At 53.5% G+C, this 19922-nt stretch carries 11 protein-coding genes and 1 pseudogene; 3 read left to right on the top strand and 9 right to left on the bottom strand.

Going from position 1 to position 19922, the window contains the following annotated elements; translation table 11 throughout:
- The first annotated feature begins 368 nt into the window (after window positions 1–368).
- The 3 genes and pseudogenes from CKW14_RS11640 to CKW14_RS11630 form a co-directional block, all read left to right on the top strand.
- Window positions 369–1232 (top strand): integrase domain-containing protein, encoded by an 864-nt coding sequence (locus tag CKW14_RS11640; RefSeq protein ID WP_095125356.1) that lies wholly within the window; start codon window positions 369–371, stop codon window positions 1230–1232.
- 347 nt (window positions 1233–1579) lie between these two features.
- Complete coding sequence (locus CKW14_RS11635; protein WP_058543814.1) at window positions 1580–1906, top strand: hypothetical protein; 327 nt, start codon at window positions 1580–1582, stop codon at window positions 1904–1906.
- Window positions 1907–2069: 163 nt separating this feature from the next.
- A pseudogene (locus CKW14_RS11630) lies at window positions 2070–2309 on the top strand (DUF3987 domain-containing protein); the annotation flags it as partial.
- 533 nt (window positions 2310–2842) lie between these two features.
- Here CKW14_RS11630 and CKW14_RS11620 read toward each other — a convergent pair.
- The 9 genes from CKW14_RS11620 to zorB1 form a co-directional block, all read right to left on the bottom strand.
- A complete protein-coding gene (locus tag CKW14_RS11620; RefSeq protein WP_095125355.1) occupies window positions 2843–3559 on the bottom strand; it encodes a M48 family metallopeptidase in 717 nt (238 codons plus the stop codon).
- Window positions 3559–6711, bottom strand: coding sequence for a type I restriction endonuclease subunit R (locus CKW14_RS11615; RefSeq protein WP_095125354.1), 3153 nt, complete (start codon window positions 6709–6711; stop codon window positions 3559–3561). The genes CKW14_RS11620 and CKW14_RS11615 overlap by 1 nt, the downstream gene beginning before the upstream one ends.
- Before the next feature lie 19 nt (window positions 6712–6730).
- Window positions 6731–8704, bottom strand: a complete 1974-nt coding sequence (locus CKW14_RS11610) for a DUF262 domain-containing protein (RefSeq protein ID WP_095125353.1) — start codon at window positions 8702–8704, stop codon at window positions 6731–6733.
- A complete protein-coding gene (locus CKW14_RS11605) occupies window positions 8697–10106 on the bottom strand; it encodes a DUF262 domain-containing protein (RefSeq protein WP_095125352.1) in 1410 nt (469 codons plus the stop codon). Before CKW14_RS11605 ends, CKW14_RS11610 begins: the two co-directional genes overlap by 8 nt.
- On the bottom strand, window positions 10103–11380 hold the full coding sequence (locus CKW14_RS29945) for a restriction endonuclease subunit S (RefSeq protein ID WP_176471281.1): 1278 nt from the start codon (window positions 11378–11380) through the stop codon (window positions 10103–10105). Before CKW14_RS29945 ends, CKW14_RS11605 begins: the two co-directional genes overlap by 4 nt.
- On the bottom strand, window positions 11371–13848 hold the full coding sequence (locus CKW14_RS11595; protein WP_095125351.1) for a class I SAM-dependent DNA methyltransferase: 2478 nt from the start codon (window positions 13846–13848) through the stop codon (window positions 11371–11373). Before CKW14_RS11595 ends, CKW14_RS29945 begins: the two co-directional genes overlap by 10 nt.
- A gap of 453 nt (window positions 13849–14301) precedes the next feature.
- Entirely contained in the window at window positions 14302–17550 is a 3249-nt protein-coding gene (gene zorD / locus CKW14_RS11590; protein ID WP_095125350.1) for a type I Zorya anti-phage system protein ZorD, read from the bottom strand.
- Window positions 17550–19175 (bottom strand): type I Zorya anti-phage system protein ZorC, encoded by a 1626-nt coding sequence (zorC, locus tag CKW14_RS11585; protein WP_095125349.1) that lies wholly within the window; start codon window positions 19173–19175, stop codon window positions 17550–17552. Before zorC ends, zorD begins: the two co-directional genes overlap by 1 nt.
- Window positions 19172–19915 (bottom strand): type I Zorya anti-phage system protein ZorB1, encoded by a 744-nt coding sequence (gene zorB1 / locus CKW14_RS11580; protein ID WP_095125348.1) that lies wholly within the window; start codon window positions 19913–19915, stop codon window positions 19172–19174. Before zorB1 ends, zorC begins: the two co-directional genes overlap by 4 nt.
- Window positions 19916–19922: the final 7 nt, after the last annotated feature.

Here is a 19922-nt window from a genome sequence, read left to right as displayed (position 1 = left end):
GTTCCAGAAGCATACCGACCCATACCCATGGGATGGAGCCGCCTTTGTCTGTAGACCTATTCCCTAATATGCCGCTACTACGCTGTCCCAAATAGCGGGCCTTTGCGCAATGGCAACTGCTTCCACTTAACAATCCCATCCATTCCTTGGAGTACTCATCAACATTAAAAACTAACTCACCCCGCTCCATCTCCGTCCGACCTTCCAGCAGGAAGGAAGACGGACGTCTCAGCCGAGACACCGGTGTTTCCTGAACACCATGCCCCTGCCCTTCGGGGATCTCGCCTAGCGAGTTGGCACCAACACTTACCAATTGATTTCAGGACAGGACAACAGCACAAAACAACACCAGTGAGCGTGGATGGGATATGGACGATTTGACCTACACCCTGCGGCAACTTTGCCGGCGCAATCGCGATGGAAGTCACAACACTCAGGCCGACCGTATCCGCTCATTGGGGCTGATCGCTCGCCAGCTGCGGGAGGTTGGTTTCCGCCAGATGAAAGCCCCCTCGCTCAAGGGCAAACACGTACTGGCACTGCTGGATCGCTGGCAAGGCGAAGGCCTGTCAGTTGGCACCATCAAAAATCGGCTTGCGCACCTTCGATGGTGGGCTGAAAAGATCGGCAAGGCTGGCATTCTCCCCGCGGACAACACGCAACTGGGTGTGGCCGAACGGCGCTTCGTCACTAACGTCAGCAAAGCTCAGGAACTGGGTACAGACCTTGGCAAGATCACCGATGCCCATGTACGCATAAGTCTCCAGCTTCAGTCCACGTTTGGATTACGCCGTGAGGAAGCGATCAAATTTCAGCCCAAATATGCGGATCAAGGAGATCACATTCTCCTCAAGGGCTCATGGACGAAGGGTGGGCGTGATCGCTCTGTTCCGATCACTACTTCGCAACAGCGCGAGGTTCTGAACGCGGCACATCAGTTAGCGGGAGCCGGCTCATTAATCCCGGCTCACAAAACGTACATCCAGCAGAGAAACACCTACGATGGTCAGTGCAAGGCAGCAGGCCTGAGCCACATGCATGGACTGCGTCATCATTATGCACAAAGCCGTTACGTAGCTTTGACAGGATGGAAGGCTCCGGCTGCAGGAGGTATATCGTCCAAGGAATTGACCCCAATGCAGCGTTCTCAAGACCGTACTGCTCGCCAAATTATCAGCCGTGAACTCGGGCATGAGAGAACACAAATTACCGCTACGTACCTCGGCCGATAATTCAGGCCGCTCGACGTCGATCTTCAACAACCCGAGTCTGAAGGTGGTGGTGAGCGCAGGCAGGAAGGAGCCTCATACAACATTAGGAAACAGTCAAAAACCGATTACCGGATTGACAGCCGAAGTCCTCAGGGGCACTTTTGCTATGCATCTAGCTGATTAGTTCAGCACCCAAGCCGCCAGGATCTTCAAGACGGCGCTGCGGTCTCCGCAGGATCCACCAAATGACCGCATAGCTTCCGGCAGCGCGGACAGTCGACTTGAATGTCGATGGAAGCATGACTTTCCCATCCACGACGGGCCTTTCCCGTCGTGGGGAAGGCCTTTTTTTGTTTTAGGAGGCCTTAATGAAAATGGAACTGGCGATGTATCAGGCACTGCGCGCAATCGACGTACCTGAGCTCAAAGCCGAAGCTGTTATCCAAGCATTGGAATCTGACATGCTCACACTACTCGCGACGAAAAGTGATCTCACAAACCTTGACCAGCGGTTGACTGCCGAGATCGGTAGAACAACTGCTGAAATCGGCAAGGCGACTGCTGAGATCGCTAATACTAATCATAGGCTGACTGCAGAGATCGCTAAATCTGATCTCAAGTTGTCCATTCGTATGGCTTCCATGCTCGCCGTGACGATCGGCATCTTGATCGGGGCGATGAAAGTCTTCTTATAGTTTTCTTAGCGATTCTGAAAACACGAAAATCACCTGTCCTTCGACAGGTGATTTTTTCGACTCTTGGCGACGAGCAAGACGGCGCGTTTGACCAATCACTGCTTTGAGGGTTTTCAATATCCTTCGCCCAATCGAGGCCAAAGGGAGCCTCGAAAGCGTGAAACAATTGACCGAACAGGAGGCGCTCAATAGCCGATGCGAAGAGACGGATCGACTTCTGCGCTGGTTGGCGCATAAAGGCAGGACCCACTTCACCATCCGCGATGTCAATCGTAACAACCCTCGTTTTGCCCACAAGAGCGCTAGCCATACCTTCCGTTTATTGGTTGTGCTGATAACTCATCATTGGCTGTGCAGCCACGACGGAAAAAGTTTCGAGGTCCGCCACGTTTCAACTCAATGACACGGCGCGACGCTATCAGATGCAACATCAATCGCAACCAGCATCGCTGGCGTGTCGCTGCCACCTTCGCCACGTGCCAGGCCAGAAACGAAGCAAGTTGTCGCCACACCACCTCTGGAGTTTGCGAACCTCACCCTTCTGATCAAGCAACTGCGTGAAGAAGGGGCACAGCTGCAACATCAAGAGAATGCCCTCCTGATCCGTCCGACACACTGGCAGCAGATGGACAGCCTCAGCCCCCAATGAAAAGCCCTGCTGCTCTTTCTGCAAACAAACGAAAACGGTGATGACCATGGCACTGGTCGGTCGGAGTGATGATCAGGACAAAGGGATCTTGGACCTGGCAGCTCAAGCATTTGAGCTGGTTCTCACTCAGCACTTTAAAGACCATACCGAGGCCATCCGGCATCACTATCGACTCACAGCTCTAGTTCTCTGGAAGCGACTAGGAAGAGTCCAAGAGCTGCTGATGTGATATTCGACGAGTCCTAGCCTTGCCCACCAGTCGCACTTACAATCGTGCTAGTGCAACTTCACTCTTTCCAAACCTCAGCAGCCAACGGCAATTCATTCAACTCGGCACGGGCCTCACGCCACGTTGGAAAATGCTCACCAAGGATTGAGATGAAGCGCTCATTGTGGGTGGGTTCGAGCAGGTGAACCATCTCGTGAACGATCACGTACTCAAGCAGGTCTTTCGGCTTCTTCACCAACTCGGTGTTCAGTCGAATGTTGCCTGCTTGATGATTACAGCTGCCCCATTTGGTTTTCATTCGCTGCAGGTAATAACCCGCCACTTTCACCTTCAGCTTACGCTCCCACTTCTTGATCAACACCGGCACCACGGCGTGCAGTTGCCGCTTCTGCCATTCGTGGATCACATCGGCGCGCTTATGTGCATCGCTGCCCGGGCGAACGGTTAAGGTGATGCGTTTGTGATCGAGCACGACCGATGGCTTCGTGTCCAAGTGGTTAATCACCATCAGGTAGCGTCGCCCCCAGACATAGTGGCTTTCTCTCTCCACAAACTGACGCGGTGCTTCACGCGCCTGAGCCTCCAGTTTGCTCTGTTGCTCGCGAATCCAGCCCAGCCTGGAAATAGCATAAGCGCGAGCGACTTCAAGCCGTGTGCTTGTTGGGGTGACTAACGTTACCCGCCCCTCGGGCGGGTGCACGCTCAGGTGGACATTCTTGATGTCTTTCCTGGTTACCGAAATTGAAATGTCACCCAGTTCAATAATCTCGTTCATCAATATCCTTGTTGGTTCTTGATGATCTCGAATATTGCCGAAGTCGCTACACGGTCACGCCCCATCAGCGGGAACAGCGCATTAAGAACCTGCGCTTCCCGCGCAGGGTCTCCTCGCCAGGTAGCAGGGGCCGATCCGCGCATGGCCAGGTCAATATCCAGAGCCAGTTTCACCTTTGCCCCTTCATCTTTCGGGCACTGGAAGGTGGTCGTTGCAATGTTGTCCAGGTTATTAAAAAGCACAGTCGCTTCCCGATGGCCGTTAAGTGCAGCCGGGGAGTTGCCTGGTCCTTTCTGCCCCAACTGTCTGACCAGCGCCTCGGCCTTACGCAAAAATTCCTCGTAAGCGGCTGCATCGTCACGACTCTGTTTGATCAGATCCTCAAGCAACCGCGACATACCCTCGTAGAACTTAGGGTCTGTCAGTTGCTCTCGAATGATGGTCTTCCGTACGTTGTTGATGATGCCCTCGGCAATCGCTCCCTTGGAGAGGTTGCCTTTGGCGTTGAGCTTTTTGGCGATGGCATCGTGAACGCCAGTCTGAACGATCAGCTCAACCAGCGAGAAATTATCGACCGTGCTCATCGGGTCGGCAGGGTCTGCCTGAATATAGGTATTGAGCAGATGCCGCATGTCCGCCTCGAAAGGCTTGATATCCAGCTCTTCGCCGGAATGTTTCTTTATCGCCTCACGAACGTCAGCGTAGAACTGCACTTCTGCCTGAAGCCTCCCAGATTCAGCAGCCGAGTAACCGGCTTCGGTGAGGTTCTGCGCCAAGTCGGCAAACGCCCGCACAAATGAGGCCACCGCCTTGTAAAAGGACACCCGCAGTGCTTCGGTCTCATCCAGCCCATCGGCTTTAGCGGCAGCACCACAGAAGTAATGGATAAACTGCTCAATCTCACGCGGTGGTGGCACGGGGTCGCACAAGTAACTCAATGCCTCACGGGCAGCGTCCAGTTGCTTTTTCCCTTCAACCAGCCAGTTCTTCAGCTCAACGTTGTTATTGCCCCCGCTGCCTGCATCGACATCCAGCTCGTCAGAGGTGTACACCGAAATGGCGTCTTGTACGTCGCCGAACAGCTCTTTGAAGTCAACGATATAGCCAAAGTCCTTGTCATCACCGTCGAGCCGATTGGTGCGGCAAATTGCCTGAAATAGGTTATGGTCCCGCAGCTCGTTATCCAGATAGATGTAGGAGCAACTAGGTGCATCGAAGCCAGTTAGCAGCTTGCTGACCACGATGAGTAGCTTCAGGTTGGCTGGTTCCTCAATGAAGCGACGCTTGGTCTCTTCTTCATAAGCGGTGGTGCTCTGGCCCGGCTTCAGCACGTACTGCGTGTAGGTATCGAACTTGTAACGCTCATCGCTTTGCTTCGGCTCGCGGGAAATTGCGTTGTGGTTCGGCTCATACGACGTGACGATGCCGCAATACGTACCGAAATAGGTGTTCTTAAACAACCGGAAGTAGTGACAGGCATCATAGATGCTGGCGGCCACCAGAATGGCCGTCCCTCGATCATTGTTCAGTCGTGGCTTTAAGCCAAAATCCTCGATGATACTAGCGACGATGCGCTGCTTACGCTCACCAGCACTCATGAGCGACTCCATGGTGGCCCATCGTTTGCGCAGGATCGATTTCTTGTAATTGTTCAGAGCTTTGGTTGCTCGTTCAAACCATGCATCGATTCCGTCCCTCGAAGTCAAACGCTGCGGTACGTCGCGCGCTTCATACTTAAGGTCCAGCACGACCTTATCCGCCACAGCTTCATGGAATTTGTAGGTATGGATGTAAGTGCCAAAGACATCGCGCGTAGTCTGTTTGTCCTTACGCAGCAGCGGTGTACCGGTAAAGCCAATAAACAGGGCATTGACCAGCCACTGTTTCATTTGTTTGTTCATGTCACCGCCTTGGGTGCGGTGACACTCATCCACGAATACATAGAAACGCCCATGCATGGGCGGTGGCGGTACGCTCAAATCAGGCTCGAACTTGTGCAACAAGGCACAAAGCAGGCGTGGTGCGGCAGCAGAGAGCTTCTGCACAAGATCGGCGCGAGAGGTAATTCGTGGCGAGGGCGAGTCGTTACCGATAACCCCGGCATTACGCATCACTCCGGATATTTGCTTGTCCAACTCATCGCGATCCGTGATGACCAGAATGCGCGCCTCAGGATCGTGCTCCAGCAACCACTTGGCGATCAGCACCATCAGAATGCTCTTGCCACTGCCCTGGGTATGCCAGATAACCCCACCCTCTTTACGTCGAACTCGTTCCTGCGCGGTCTTGACTGCAGCGTATTGATGAGGACGGGGCACCTTCTTGATTCCCGCATCGAAGATGATGAAGTTGCGAATCAGATCGAGTAAGCGAGACTTCTCGCACATCTGCGCCAGTGGGTCGTCCAGCAAGTAACCAGACAGTGGCACTTCTTCGCCCAACAGCACTTGGTAGCGAGCAGGCATCTCGCGCAGAGTATTCAACTCTTCAGACCCAGCGCTCAGGGAAGACGCCTTCCACTCGACAAAAAACTCGGCGCGGGTAGTCGCGGTGCCGTAGCGCAAACCCTGTGAGTCACTGCCAGCGAAGACCAACTGCACTGTACTGAAGAAGCCTTTGTTGAAGATTTCCTCTTGGTTAGTGATCAGTTGGTTAACACCGTCGCCCACCTCTACCGAACTGCGCTTGAGCTCAATTACGCCAACGGCGATTCCGTTCAGGTAAATCACCAAATCAGGACGGCGCTCATAGCCACCGCGCAAGGTCACTTCTTCGGCAATAGCGAAGTCATTGACCTCAGGGTGCTCCCAATCAATCAGATGCACCGTTTCGTGGGCCTGCCCAACGGCTACCTGTACCGGCACACCGTAACGCAGCAGTTGGTAGGTACGCAAATTAGTCTGATACAGCGTGATGCCAGTTGCATCAGCCGCAGTCATCAGCTTTTGCAAAGCTGCTGATATTTGCGCATCGGAGTAGCCGCGCTGTTTCAGGTTTGCCTGCAACAGGTCGACTTCAATGTTGCGATTTTGCCCACGCTTGCTCCACTCACCCAGGTAGTTGTAGTCAAGACAATCAGGCCGTGACTTGTCCGTAAACAAGGCCACAATACGATTCTGGGTGCGACGTTCGGAGCGAGGTTGTTGAATCATCAGGTGCATCCTGCAGGGTTTACTCGGTTTCGTGTTTGCTGACGAGACTGTTGAGCAACACGTTATTCATTTGTTCGGAATGGGCGCGTATGGCGTCGGCATCCCAAGACTCTGTTTCCATCATCAGATACTGTTTAACGCTATCGATGGTGTTGTTTTTATAAAACTCTTTCTTGGCCAAAGGCATGAAATTGCTCAAGCGAGAGTTCTTGCTGTGGTTGATCAGGCACAGATTGCCGAACGAGTTAAGCGTGTCAGCATCCAGCTGAACTTGTCCGTCTAGCGGATGCTGCGGGTAGTAATGCTCAACCGAACTACGGAAGGTGAATTCGTAGGATTTAACCGACTCTTTTGCCCTGAGTTCAAGCCAAAGCAAGTAGTCCAGAAAGTTGAACACCAGGTTGTTTTCGATGTTGCCGAACGTCAGCCGGGACTCAATCGTTTCTGCCGCAATACTTTCGCGGCGCGTCTGACAGGCGCCCCGGTTGGTATAGATCATCGCAAAGTAATCCAGGCCTACGTCTGGAGCCAGATAGCGATCAAAGACAAACGCCTTGGCGACCGACTCCATGTGCTGCAGATAAACCTGAGCCTCAATCTGTTCAACATAAAACAGGTGAAACAGCGCCGCATTCAGCCAGTGCTTGTAAACCAGCGTTGGTGTGGAAACATGAAACGCAGACAGCAGCATCAGGATGCGGCGGTTGATGTCTTCGTTGCCATCCTCCTCGCCGAAGGTATTCACATAGCTCCCGCGCCCCACCCGGCTACGCTCTCCGCCATCATTCCATTTGAAGCGTTTGAGGCTCCAGCCATCAGCGCCCTTGATGAACTCGCGCTTGATCACATACTGGTCAAACAGATACTTGCAGCGCAGCAAACTAAAGGTAAAACGCTTCACTGCAGCAACAGGATCTGGCTGCTTGAGCACATAAGCTTCAAAGGTATCGAGCAGACGTTTGTCATCCAATGGGATGTCAGCTTTCGTATCGACACGCAGTACATGCAATAGGAAGTTGGGAAAGTTAATCACCGTGTTGAAGCGATCTGGCGCCTCCTCACCTGACTCACCCTGCTTCGCAGCTACCGGGACCTTGGCAATGATCTGATCAAGGGTTATGCGAGTGTCCTGCCGGGCAGTCACATCCTGAGTTTTGTGCAGTGCCGCCCGAAGCGAATCGAAGTCAGCGAGTTGAAACTGTCCCCAGTCCCCTTCGCCAAAAATGCTGCCACGTTGGCCAGGCGTGAAGCCCATTTGCACATAGCGCTCCATGTTCGCGCAGGCTTCCCACACGGCATGCAAACAGTTCTGGCTCTGCTCGCAGCCTTGCAGCTGCTCCATCATGCGCGCCTTGAGCACCTCGTGTTTTTCCAACTGCTCACCGCGGTTATTCATGATCTCGAAGTAATGGTTCAGGTCCGTATCCGCCGGTACTTTCACCCGCATGATTTGCACGTAGCGGAACAGGTAGTCGTAGAACTGCTGAAGCAAAACGCCGTTCTCTTTCAGCTTCTGCGGCAAGATTTTCTGAATGAGGCGATAACCATTGAGGATGCCGGTATTGATCTGCTTTTCAGTCAATACCTCGGCAGGGTCGTCGTTGAATTTTCCCTCGAAGATGGCTGCAAAGGTCGAGCGCGAATGCTCACGGCTGTCGAAGTGGATACTCAGGTTCGAGTACCAGGCAAGATCGACCAACCGGGTGTTTTTCAAGTACGAAGTCAGTAGCGAGAGGGTCGTCAGGCGCTGCTGGCCGTCAATGGTTTCAAACACCGGTGTTTTGCTATCCGGGCGCTCATACACCACCAAGGTCCCAATGTAATAATTGCGCGCGTTTTCACCCTTCTTCGGCAGGTAATCGATCACGTCCTGAATCAGCTGCGTGATTTCGCCTTCCTCCCAGGCGTAATTGCGCTGATACATCGGGATGACATACTCATCCCGACCGCTGAGCAGGGCCTTGATGGAGAGCTGACTGATTTCGCTACTCATAATATTTCATCGCCTTGAACAGAGCCTCGATCTCAACGGTTTTGGTTGACTTCGTACCGCTCAACGCCGTCAGGGTGCAGTTAATAAAGTCAGCAGGACGTGTGGCTTCCTTGATCAGCCTGAAAAGATTGTTCTCCAACACGTGGTTATCCATGCTGGCCAGCTGCACCACCTGCATCTTCAGACGCAGGCTGTAGGCCCAGATGAAAATCTTCTCGATGGCGCGGGAGATATCCGCGTGACCGAACTTGTCGACGTAGTAAATCAACAGGCAATCAAACATCGCCCGCACATAACAATCCCCGGTGCGGGTTCTTGCCGAGTAGCTATTGAGGGTATCCATGATGTTTTTCGCATAGCCATCGAGCTCTTCAGCACCCACCAGCTCATGTCCGTTCCAGGACTCGGCGCTGATCCGCGCCACTTTGCCCAGATAGTGGCTGATCAGCTCAAAAAAGCGCCGGCCATTGATGATGATCTGATCCAGATGGAAGGGAAAACCAAGCTCGCGCGAGTCGATCTTGCGCTCGTATTGCACGTTGTAATTATCGACAAAATGGTGGGCGATGCGCAGCTGCTCCACATAGGGGTAGCTGGCCACCGTGTCGATATTAACGCCCTTGAATAAGTCACTGTCATCCTTGCTGAAGTAACGCGCCGAAACCCCTTTCGACCAATTGCGGATGCGGTACAGGTACTGCGAAAACAGCGTGGCCAACTCATCGGTATCACTGCTTTCCCAGCGCGCCACCGTGGTCACCTTCAACTGCTCGTCACGCGGGCTGAACTCACGTAGATGGTAAGCCTTGAGCAGGTCATGGGGCTCCAAGTCCCGGCCCCGCGCATTCTGCGAATCGAAGAACTGGAAGGCTTCCGACACATCGTTAAGCGCCACCGCCACGACCTGGCACTTGTTCAAGAAGAAATCGATATGCGCCTCGGTAAAGTCCGCACGGGAAACGATGCGGGCCACCTCAAGGTAATTGCTGTGGATATTCTTCTGCGATATCTCGCTGGTAAAACCGGGGTTCACCATCGCTTGTTCAAGTTCGACCAGGCGGTCGCGCAAGTCTTTGTGTTCGAGCTTTTTTTCCTTGTTCCGCTGGATCAGCGCACGGACCGCCAGCAGCAGACTGATGGTCCGCTGCTGGCCATCGACGATATTCCTGATCCCACCTTCGTGGTGAAACACGATAGTGCCCAGGCGGTAAGCCGACTTGTCCTTATGGATGGCGATATCGGAGAACAATTGATTGATGTTCTTGCCGGTCCACTTGTAGGGGCGCTGGTACTGGGGAATATCCAGCGCAGAATCCATGAGCAGTTCGTAAACGCTGATGATCTTGCTGGAGAGTTCAGTAGCCTGCTGCGTTTGAATCGCTTCCATGCTCAGGTTGGTCATAGCAGTCGGGTTCTTCCGGTTAGCAACTCTTGCATCATGCCTTGCTTGAGGGTGCGGGTTTTGGCTAGGCGCTGCTCCAATACCTCTAGTTCGGCGTCCATATCGGACAGCACGGCGGCGATGGCGGTTTGTTCGCCTTTGTCGAGCGGGAGCCAAACTTCATATGTAACGAGCTGCCCTTTTCCAATTTCGAGAAATGTGCTGCCTCCACAGAGACTGATGAATCCCTGCTTTTGCGTCGTGAGCAGATAATAGAGAAAGTCTACGTCTACATAATGAAACGGAACGAAATTCTTAAACCCCTGATTCGTTGAAACCGGAACGGTATTGATAGCGCAGTCGCCGATTGTGGCTCGCGATGTCATAACGACTGAGTTAGCAGGAATTTTCTCTGCCGAGCTGAACTTCAGCCCAAGCTCAGTGATTCTGCGACTAGTCTCAAACAAATATTTACGTCCCTTGAGTGCCGTAATATCGGTCGGAGTACACCAGAGGACCTCTCCATCCCAAAATTTCGGCTCTGCAGTGCTTGGCGTGCCGCCGCTCCGAATATCTGCGAGGCCGCCAAGTGCCTTCACCTCCCACTCTCCGTGGAAACCGGGTAGCCGGGTTTGGCCGGTGAGGAGTTGCTGCATGGCGGCCTGCTTGAGGTCGCGCTTCTTGGAGATAAGTCGCTCCAGTGCACCCAGCAACGCATCCACATCACTCAGTACCGCCGCGATGGCGCGTTGCTCCTTGATAGGCGGCATGATAATAGGCAAAGCTAATTGCTTAACAATGCCAAGGTAGGCCCGCGTTCCGCCTCCAGCCAAGCTAGTAAAAAGCGATTGGAATGATTGGCTATCGAAGTAATGCCGCAGAAAGCTGTTGTTCAGGCTATTCGCATCTAGAACTCGATAGTAGGTAACTTGAGGTGTGAGCATGATGTAATCGGTGCTCAACTCGCCAACGATGGCAGTGCTCCCTACCGTTCCTTTGTGCGTCAACAGAACATCACCAGATACCGAAAAACCTTTCTGGAGTTTGTCCGCTCTTTCCTTGGTGATGAACTTACAATTTTCAAAATTCACATGGCCGTTCGAAAAATTGTTCGCCATCACGAATGGGATGCCGTGGTAAACGTAGTCGCTGCTCTTCGGGTGAATGTTGCCGTGATTTCCGTCGAGCGGTTTCGCGAGAGCTCTTTCCTCCACGAGTCTCTCGACTGCAACGACCTCCCACTCCTCCGGAATAATTCCCACCTCCGTCTGCTTATAGCCGGGCTTCACTGCCATACCGCCCCCATCTTTTTCAGATGATCTTCGACACGGCTGGCCAGGGTGGCGACTTCATCGGTGAGCTGCGGCAACGGGGTAGAGTAGCGTTCGCTCAGCTCGCGGATGCGTCCAGTCAGAGTCTGAGAGACTCGGTCGAGTTCGCCCTGCACAGCAACGGCCAAGGTAGACAACCATTTATCATCCACCACCAGACTTTTGATCTCGTCCTCGCCAAGCAGCGGGTATTTCGCGTGGATTTTGTCCTCGATGTCTTCCTCCGTTTTTTTGAGCTTGGCCTTGAGGCTGCTTTGCTGATCAATCAAGGCGTCGTATTCGGCCAATACCTTGAACTCATCCTCATAATCCGGATCCATGCCAATCTCGCGTTGACGTGCCTTGATCGCTTTGGCGGTGACCTTCTGCTTGTCTCCCTCGCCTTCGATCACTTCGCTAAGCGAGCCATCCTCACCGCTGTGCTCTTCGAGCATTTCACTCATGCTCTGCTCAACGCTGGCCAACTGGGCTTCAAGGTCTTCAATAGCGTTACGCTCGGCCATGAAATAGCGGGCAATCAGAATCTCGACCGGAATCAGGTCGGACTTGAAGCGGCGCTTGCCCAGGCAGTAGTCATGCTTCTCAGCCCAACCCAACTTGTTGTTCTTATCCTTTACCTTGAGGATTTCGCGCGCTTTAGCGGCGGCTTTCCAGCCATCGGCGCTGATTAGGTAACAGTCGTCCTGTAGGGTCTCGGCCCAGTAGTCCATCAGGTGCTGATAGATGTCGTAATGGTCAAGTAAAGGCGCTTTGGCGAAGGCACGGAGCAGGTCTTCGGACAGTGTGGCAATCAGCTCCTTGGGGTGGCTGTTGACTGCGAAACTTTTCAACTGAGGGGTGCCGTCCACCAGCCATTGGTTGAACAGCTTATCGATGCCCGCTTTGAAGGCATTGAACTGCGGATGGCCGAAAATGACCGATTTCACCTCAGGGCTGACCAGCTCAAAGTAACCGGGATGGCGGGCCGGCTTGAACAACGCCGCGCGCAGCGCTGGCATCACCTGCCAGTAGCGGTCAAAGGCATCGATATCACGCTCGGGAATGCCACCGCGCAAGTGACCGTCGATGTCCTGAATGTCCTCAGGCTCGGTACTGTCGATGTAGCGCGGCAGGTTCAGGTTGAAGTCGTTCTTCGGATCGCTGATTTCGTCGAAGGTCACCATGCGCGCGTAGCGCGAGTCGCTTTCATCCAGCCGGAGGAAGGTATCGACAATCTTGTGCACATCCTGATCGCGCAGACGGTTCTTCGGGCCGTCCTTGATAAAGCCTTTGGCGGCATCGATCATGAAAATGCCCTTGCGGGCGCTGGCGTTTTCCTTGTCCAATACCAGAATGCAGGCGGGGATGCCTGTGCCGAAAAACAGGTTGGCCGGCAGGCCGATAATGGCTTTGAGGTAGCCGGATCGCACCAGTTGCTCACGGATCACCGCTTCGGCATTACCGCGAAACAGTACGCCGTGGGGCAGAATGCAGGCGCCTTTACCGGTACGTTTCATCGAACGAATGATGTGCAGCAAGAAGGCATAGTCGCCCTGTTTGGCCGGCGGCTCGCCCCAGGCAAAACGCTGGTACGGATCTTTAGCGGGTGTCAGGCCGACGCTCCAGGACTTGACCGAGAACGGCGGATTGGCCACTACATAGTCATAGGTACGCAGCTGCTCGCCATCCTTGAACTTCGGCGTGGACAGCGTGTTGCCCTGCAGAATGTTGGCGGTCGGGAAGTCATGCAGAATCATGTTCATACGGGCGAGACCGGCGGTGGTCACGTCCATCTCCTGCCCTTCCAGGGTGATGTGGGTACCCGCCTGATCGGCCACTTTCAACAACAGAGAGCCCGAGCCACAGGTAGGGTCATATACAGTAGTCTTGGCTACGGCATTGGCCGGGCTTATGCCGATGACCTTGGCGATGATGCGGCTGACTTCAGAGGGGGTGTAGAACTGCCCCTTGCTCTTGCCGCTTTCGGTGGCGAAGTGACGCATAAGGTATTCGTAGGCATCGCCGAGAATGTCGTCGTTGTCGGCACGATTCTGCGAAAAGTCCAGCTCGGGCTTCTGGAAAATGGACACTAGATTAGTGAGTTTTTCCACCATGTCCTTCCCCTCGCCGAGCTTATTCGGGTCGTTGAAGTCGGGAAAGTCACTGCGGGCAAGCCGGGCGTTGGCGTCAATCAGCGGTTGAATGATCTGTGTGTTGATCTTGTTGCCGATATCGGCATTGCCCTTGAGAGCAACCATGTCCTTGAAACTGGCACCAGCCGGGATGGTCACCGGTGATGCGAAGTCATCGGAATTGCCGTATTTGTCGGAGATGTACTTGATGAACAGCATGAACAGGACGTAGTCCTTGTACTGGCTGGCATCCATCCCACCGCGCAACTCGTCACACGAGGCCCAGAGGGAGGAGTAAAGATCGGATTTCTTGATAGCCATTGGCAATCCTGACTGGAGTAAAGAGTAAGTGCGCAGGCGCCCCTGTTATGCGCTCGGGATAATGCCCATGGCGCTGGCGAAAGACGGGGGTCGACAGATATTTGTAGCGAAGCGGAGCTTTACCTGCGGTTAAAGGGGGAACCTTATCTGCTTCAGTTTCGTCGGGCCAGCATTTCGCCCTTGTTTCTAGTCTTCATCCACTACCACAAGCCAATCACCCGAGAAGCAGCAGAAAGTGGGCAGCAGACATGGATGTCGCGCACGGTAAGCCGCTGAGTTTTCGGCGCCAATACTGGACGTGTGCACAGGTAAGTAATCCGCTCACATTTCAGTGGCACTATGCCGCCAGGTAGGCGCCACTTCGCTGTTTTTTGATCACTTGCAAAGCTGAGGATGAACTTACCTGTACCCATGATTGACATATCGCCCAGCACTGATTTTCCGCAGGCGGGCTCAGCGCGCTTTCAGCAACGCCTCAAAATCCGAAGCCTGGATTTCCGAAGCCCCACTCAACATATCCCGCGCCAATGACCGTCGCTTACTTAGCAACTCATCCAGCGTCGCTTCAAAAGTAGGCATCGCCGCATCTCGAACCGTTGGGTAGTACACATAGACATCTTTTTCCTGACCAATCCGATAGGCACGATCCGTCGCTTGATCTTCCTTGGCCGGGTTCCAGCAACGAGTAAAGTGAATAACGTGGTTAGCCGCCTGCACATTCACGCCAAACCCTACTGCGATAGTGGACAGGATAATGACTGCAAAGCCAGGCAGCTCCTGGAATTGGTCGATTAATTTCTGTCGACTATTCGCGCTCTGACTGCTGGTACTAGTATCGCCATTGATGACAGTCGCCCGAAAGCCGAAATGCTCTTGGATCGCATACTGCAACTCTCGCTGAATATCACGCAACTCGGTAAAGACAATGACCTTGTCGCCGTTCCCGGCTCTTTTGATCGACTCAAGCGTCTGCATCAACCACTGCAGCTTCGGCGAGTTGTCGCGCAGTCGTTTGTCTGGCTGAACGCTGTAAGGATGAGCACAAATGAGCTTGAGCTTGTGCAGCAACCCGAGCATGCCGGAGGTCTTTTGATCGAGCTGTTCTTCGATCTGCTGCTTCTGGCTGTACGCAGCTATTTCGGACAGGTACAGATTGCGCTGCAAGGCGTGCATGCTCAGTGAACGACATGCCGTGTCTTCGATTTTGGCAGGTAGGTCCTTGGCAATGTCTTGCTTGGTACGGCGCAGAGTCTGTGGGTCGATAAGCACGCGAAGGCGCTCCAGGGCAACCGTGTCACGCTCCAACGCGGCTTCGATTGGACGCTGATACTCGCGCCCGAACTGGTTCAAACCGCCCAGGAAACCTGGCTGAATGAAGTCGAAGAGGCACCAGAGATCTATCAGGGTGTTCTCGACAGGCGTACCGGTACACGCCACTCGAAATCTCGCCGGAACGGCTTTGATCGCCTGAGTCACCAGTGCCGCGGGGTTTTTCAGTTTCTGCGCTTCATCGCATACGACGATCGACCATTGCTGACGCGCCAGTGAAAACTCCTGATCGCGAAGTGTCTCGTAAGTCGTCAGGACGATTCTGGCGCCGCCCATCCAACCTGGACGAAGTAGATTCTTGATGCCCTTAGTTTTCAAGTCATCAGGGATTTCTTCCTTCTTGAACTTCACCGCACTCAAGGCCGCCCCATACAGTTTCAGCACTGGCAACGCGTCAGCAAAGAAGAACCGGTGAAGCTCTCGCTCCCAGTTATCGAGCAGCGAAACCGGGGCAACGATCAGTGTTGGCTTGTCGTCTGGGTACTGTTCCAGATACCAGACAAGGAAGGTAAGCAACTGGATCGTTTTTCCAAGGCCCATGTCATCAGCGAGCAAGCAGCCCGACACATCCGAAGGGGACAAGCGGAACAAATGCTGCAACCACGCAACACCTTGAAGCTGGTGCTCACGCAGTACGATCTCAGGCTTAAGCAGGTTAGGCAGCTCAGGCGTTGCATTCAACGCGGCGCGTAAGGCCGCCTGCCGAATTTGAACGTAGGTTGGCTCGTCAATGTTGTGACCGATTTGAAGTACGGCACGGCCAACCTTCTCCTGCTGCTGGATCAGGCCTGTCTCGGCAGGTGCGATCTTCTTGGCCCAAGCATCAAACAGTTGCTCGGCGGCGGCGATCGAGAGCGGTGTTTCGGACTCTGGTAAATAGACCGTTTCATCACCGGCAGCACGAGCTTCGTCCAGTCGCTGTTCAAACGCTTCAAATTGAGCACGGTCGGATGGGTCCCAACGCCCGAGAGTTTCTGCGTCAATGCCCAGTGCCGCCACATCCTTCGGCAACCAGTTTTCGGTCGCCTCTTTAACGAGGAAAGGCGAAGTAATTCTTTCCGCTTCCCCGATGCCAGTCACTCGGTCGCCGTAAAGAGACAGGTCTAGAACCGAATCGAACTCGATGCCGGCTGCTTCGTTTTGCCAACGCTTAAGCAGGTCGCTGATACCTGCCAATTGGCGCAAATCAAAATCGCTGAGCTCCAGCTCATAGCCTTGCCAGAAACCAGCTGGCATTCCAGCGGCCAACTTCACATGTAGTTCATGCACAAATGGTACGAGTTCATAAGCAGCTTTGAACTCAATTTCAATTGATGCCTGGGGGGTTGGCGAAATCGGCTCCAGAGTCAAACTTACCAGCTGGATGTGCTCTCCCTTTTCATCCAGCTTTGGCTCCAAATGAAACCGGTGAAAAAAAATCCCGGCCTCAGCCAGCTCATCTTCATAGATCTCGGCATCCAATACATGCGCGGCACTTTCGCCAAGTGCGCTGTAAGGGTTGCGGACAAAAGAAAGAGCATCATCCCCAGCGACCCGACGGCCGGGCAACGAGCGCACGTAGTCCAATACCGATTTAACTTCAGGCTCAATCAAGACGTGAGTCAACGATCCATCATCACCGGTCACTCGGTATCGATCCTGAACCTGACTGGCGCCATCAAAACTCTCTAGCCAGTTTGCCGGCTGCCCCTCGAAGGTGGGCTGCAACTCGATAACCGGCGTATTGCCTACTGTCGATTTTCGCGGGTTGAGGCGCAGGCTTTCAGGTTTGATAACTACGGTCTTATCCAGGAAGCCATCCATACCGGCACCAGCCTTGCGTGCCAACTTCCTGATGCTAGCCCAGCCAATCTGATTGGTTATTTCACCTGGTTCACTTTGTTGTGCTAGATAAAGTTGCCGTACCGCACCAGCCAGTTTCCAGCACGACTCAGGCAGAACTTCTATCGTTCCGTGATACTGGACGATGGCCCCCGTACGCTGAACCTGCGCATTTGCATTGGACTGCGGATCACGCCATCCACTGATGGAAACTTTGAAGTCGTCGGAGGCAAGACTGCCCTGGCTGCTCAGTTGAGGGATCAGAGTTGTCTGTGGCGGCAACCCCAATAGCGGCAGACTTGTTAAGTGTTCTGGCTCATCTAGAAGCCGATAAAGCTCATCCCACGTCAACAGCCAGCGATCGCTGAGTTGGGAGACAAACTCCTCTTCTTCCAACTGATATAAATAGCTTGCCAGCGGCCAGAACTCTGCGTTATCCGCCAAGTTCAGGGGATAACAAATGCCCTGCTCCTCGATGGAAAAAACAGGTTCAGTACTTTCTACCGCCGAACTCGGCTGCAGGCCAATGCCTTTGAGGAAGCGTTTGAGCATTACTGTCTCCAGAATCTGAGCGGCTGTTGGTTCTCAGGTTTAAAGCCCAAACGCCGGAGAGCGATGATGGCGGCCGGATCATTTTCTTCTAGGTGAATATGGATCGCGCCGCCCTGTGCGCGCCGGTCGTGTAACGTGTGTTTTACTGACTTCATGGATTCACGAACCTGATAGTCAAACGACAGTAATCTCGGCGCGGTTGGCTCAACGCTCTGGTTTTGTATGCGAATGCCCAGCCTCTCAAGAGTGTCATCGAACTTACTCAACCAACCCTCAACGCGATCTGGACGGCTTGGTGCCGGAAAGTGACGCATCCACTCCACCGCACGATGGCGCTGCTTAATCTCAGTCGTAAGCTCAAGATGTGATTTGTCTGGGTTAAACGGAGAGTTGTCTGCCTGGTAAACGTAGCAGGCACCCATTCCCGAAAATTCCACGAAAAAGTAATTCCCGATCTGCATGATCACTGCATTGTTATGACCAGGAGCATTTACCAGTCGACCAAGGCGCCCTTTGTTTTTTTCGCGAAAATGAACAAAATCTCGTAAGCCGTTATTCCATGCATCCAAGCCCATGACGATTCTGGTGTAGCTCATCTGGTTGGCAAACCGTAGCCAATAAAAGAGCCGCGACTGATCAACGTCATCATCGCCTTTCAACAGGTTGAAGAAGTGCTGCAGATCTTCCTTCGCGAACCACGCGACAACCATCGCACAGACGTCTTTTTCAACGTACTGCAACCAGCTATTTTGCCTGGAGCGGATCTGAGGACTGCCCCAATTGTCGAGCGCAACCTGTTTGAGCAACGACGACGGTTTTTCTCGATAAGCAGCCACATGATAACGCGACAGGCATGCACTCAGAATGTCGTTCATGTAGCGCGGATGCTGCCGGCCGATGTCGACAAGGTCGGCTAAGCGCTCAGAAAACTCGGCGTCATCCAACATAAAAATACGAGAGATAAGTACGTTAAAGATCCTTCGCCACAGCCAACTGCTGTCAGGGATCTGCGCAATCGTCTGCAATGCCGAAAGGTCGCTGATCTCTCCCTTGAACATCTGGTCACCCAGCCTGGCACCTGCCTGCTTGGAAAAAAGCTCCTGATGCTGCTGAACGATATGCACCCATTCCTTCTCGCGTTTTTGCTGACCTCTGACGCATTCGAAGCCAAGCTGAACGTCTGCCCGCAACGCACACCAATTGGCGTTCTGATCAGGCGTGGCGGCCTCGTACCCAAAGTAGCTAAAGCACAGTGCCAACCAATCTCGGCGGCTCAGTCTCCGTTTTTCAATACGGTGATGGATTTCTTTATGCACTCGGTCAAATAGCTGGTCATCGTCCAGTATCGGTCCGACTCGCTCACTCTTGTCCGAGAGACCGGCAAAAACCAAACGCCATTCTGAGGCGTTGAGTGGGAGTACATTGCGGAATTTGTTTATCGCTGCGCGGCGCTTTTCCTGAGGTGGCGGCAACGCCTTTTCAGCGCGTTCGAATCTTTCGTAAAGATCAATTCCCGCAGCCCCCAGACGGGGGAATCGCGCTAACGGCTCAGGTGCCGGCCCCGTACGATGCGCGGAAAGACTCAGGTTGATAGCGGCGGAAAGCCTCGCGATTGGGCTGGTCATCGGTTCATCGCCAACTGACACTTTTCCATATCGGTGTTATTAAACACCGGCACATCTGGTTTGAGGTTTTGCTCCTTTTCCTTCAAGCCAAAGAACTGCATGCGCAACTCGACTCGCCGGCTTTCTTCCTTGGTGTCCTTTGCATTGTTGAACGACACACCGCCCGCTAGGAAAATCGATCTGATTTGCTGTTGGTGCTCCAGGGACAATCCGACTTGGAGCGGGCTGCGGCTATCGAGCAGGCTGCACATCACCCACTCTGAACGCTGCAGTGAAAGGTGCAGGTTATAAAGATAAGAGCCGTCGGTGTCTGTCGATCCCTCGATCACAACCTGTTTGAACCACTTTCGGCCTTCTTCACTGTTAGCCGCGTCCAGAATCATTGGCACAACCTCCTGAAGTGCCGACTGGCCATCGTTGCTCAGCGCGTACTGGTTATGCCCAAAGCGGCCAGCATCCCCGAAGCTAATTCGGTTGTCCTTGCAATCCACGACGATAGTTTTACTGGCAGTCTTCGCCTTAAGGCTCAGTTGCTCGCAGATCTGACTGATGTCCCTATTACGCTTCTTCTCTCCTTGCTCCGCTTGGTTAATACGCTGCGTCACAGAACTCAAAGCCGCCACCATGACCACGAGAAATAGAATCATCATCGCAGTCATCAAATCAGCGAAGGAGATCCAAAACGGCTTCTCTCCCTCGTCTTTTGAACGGACAACCGAAGGCATTTGCTTACCAAACATCGACTAG

It is taken from the genome of Pseudomonas sp. Irchel s3a12 (assembly GCF_900187485.1).
In the GTDB taxonomy this organism is placed as follows: domain Bacteria; phylum Pseudomonadota; class Gammaproteobacteria; order Pseudomonadales; family Pseudomonadaceae; genus Aquipseudomonas; species Aquipseudomonas neuropathica.
Note: the sequence above shows the minus strand (reverse complement) of the source record. Positions and strands in the feature narration are given on the sequence as shown.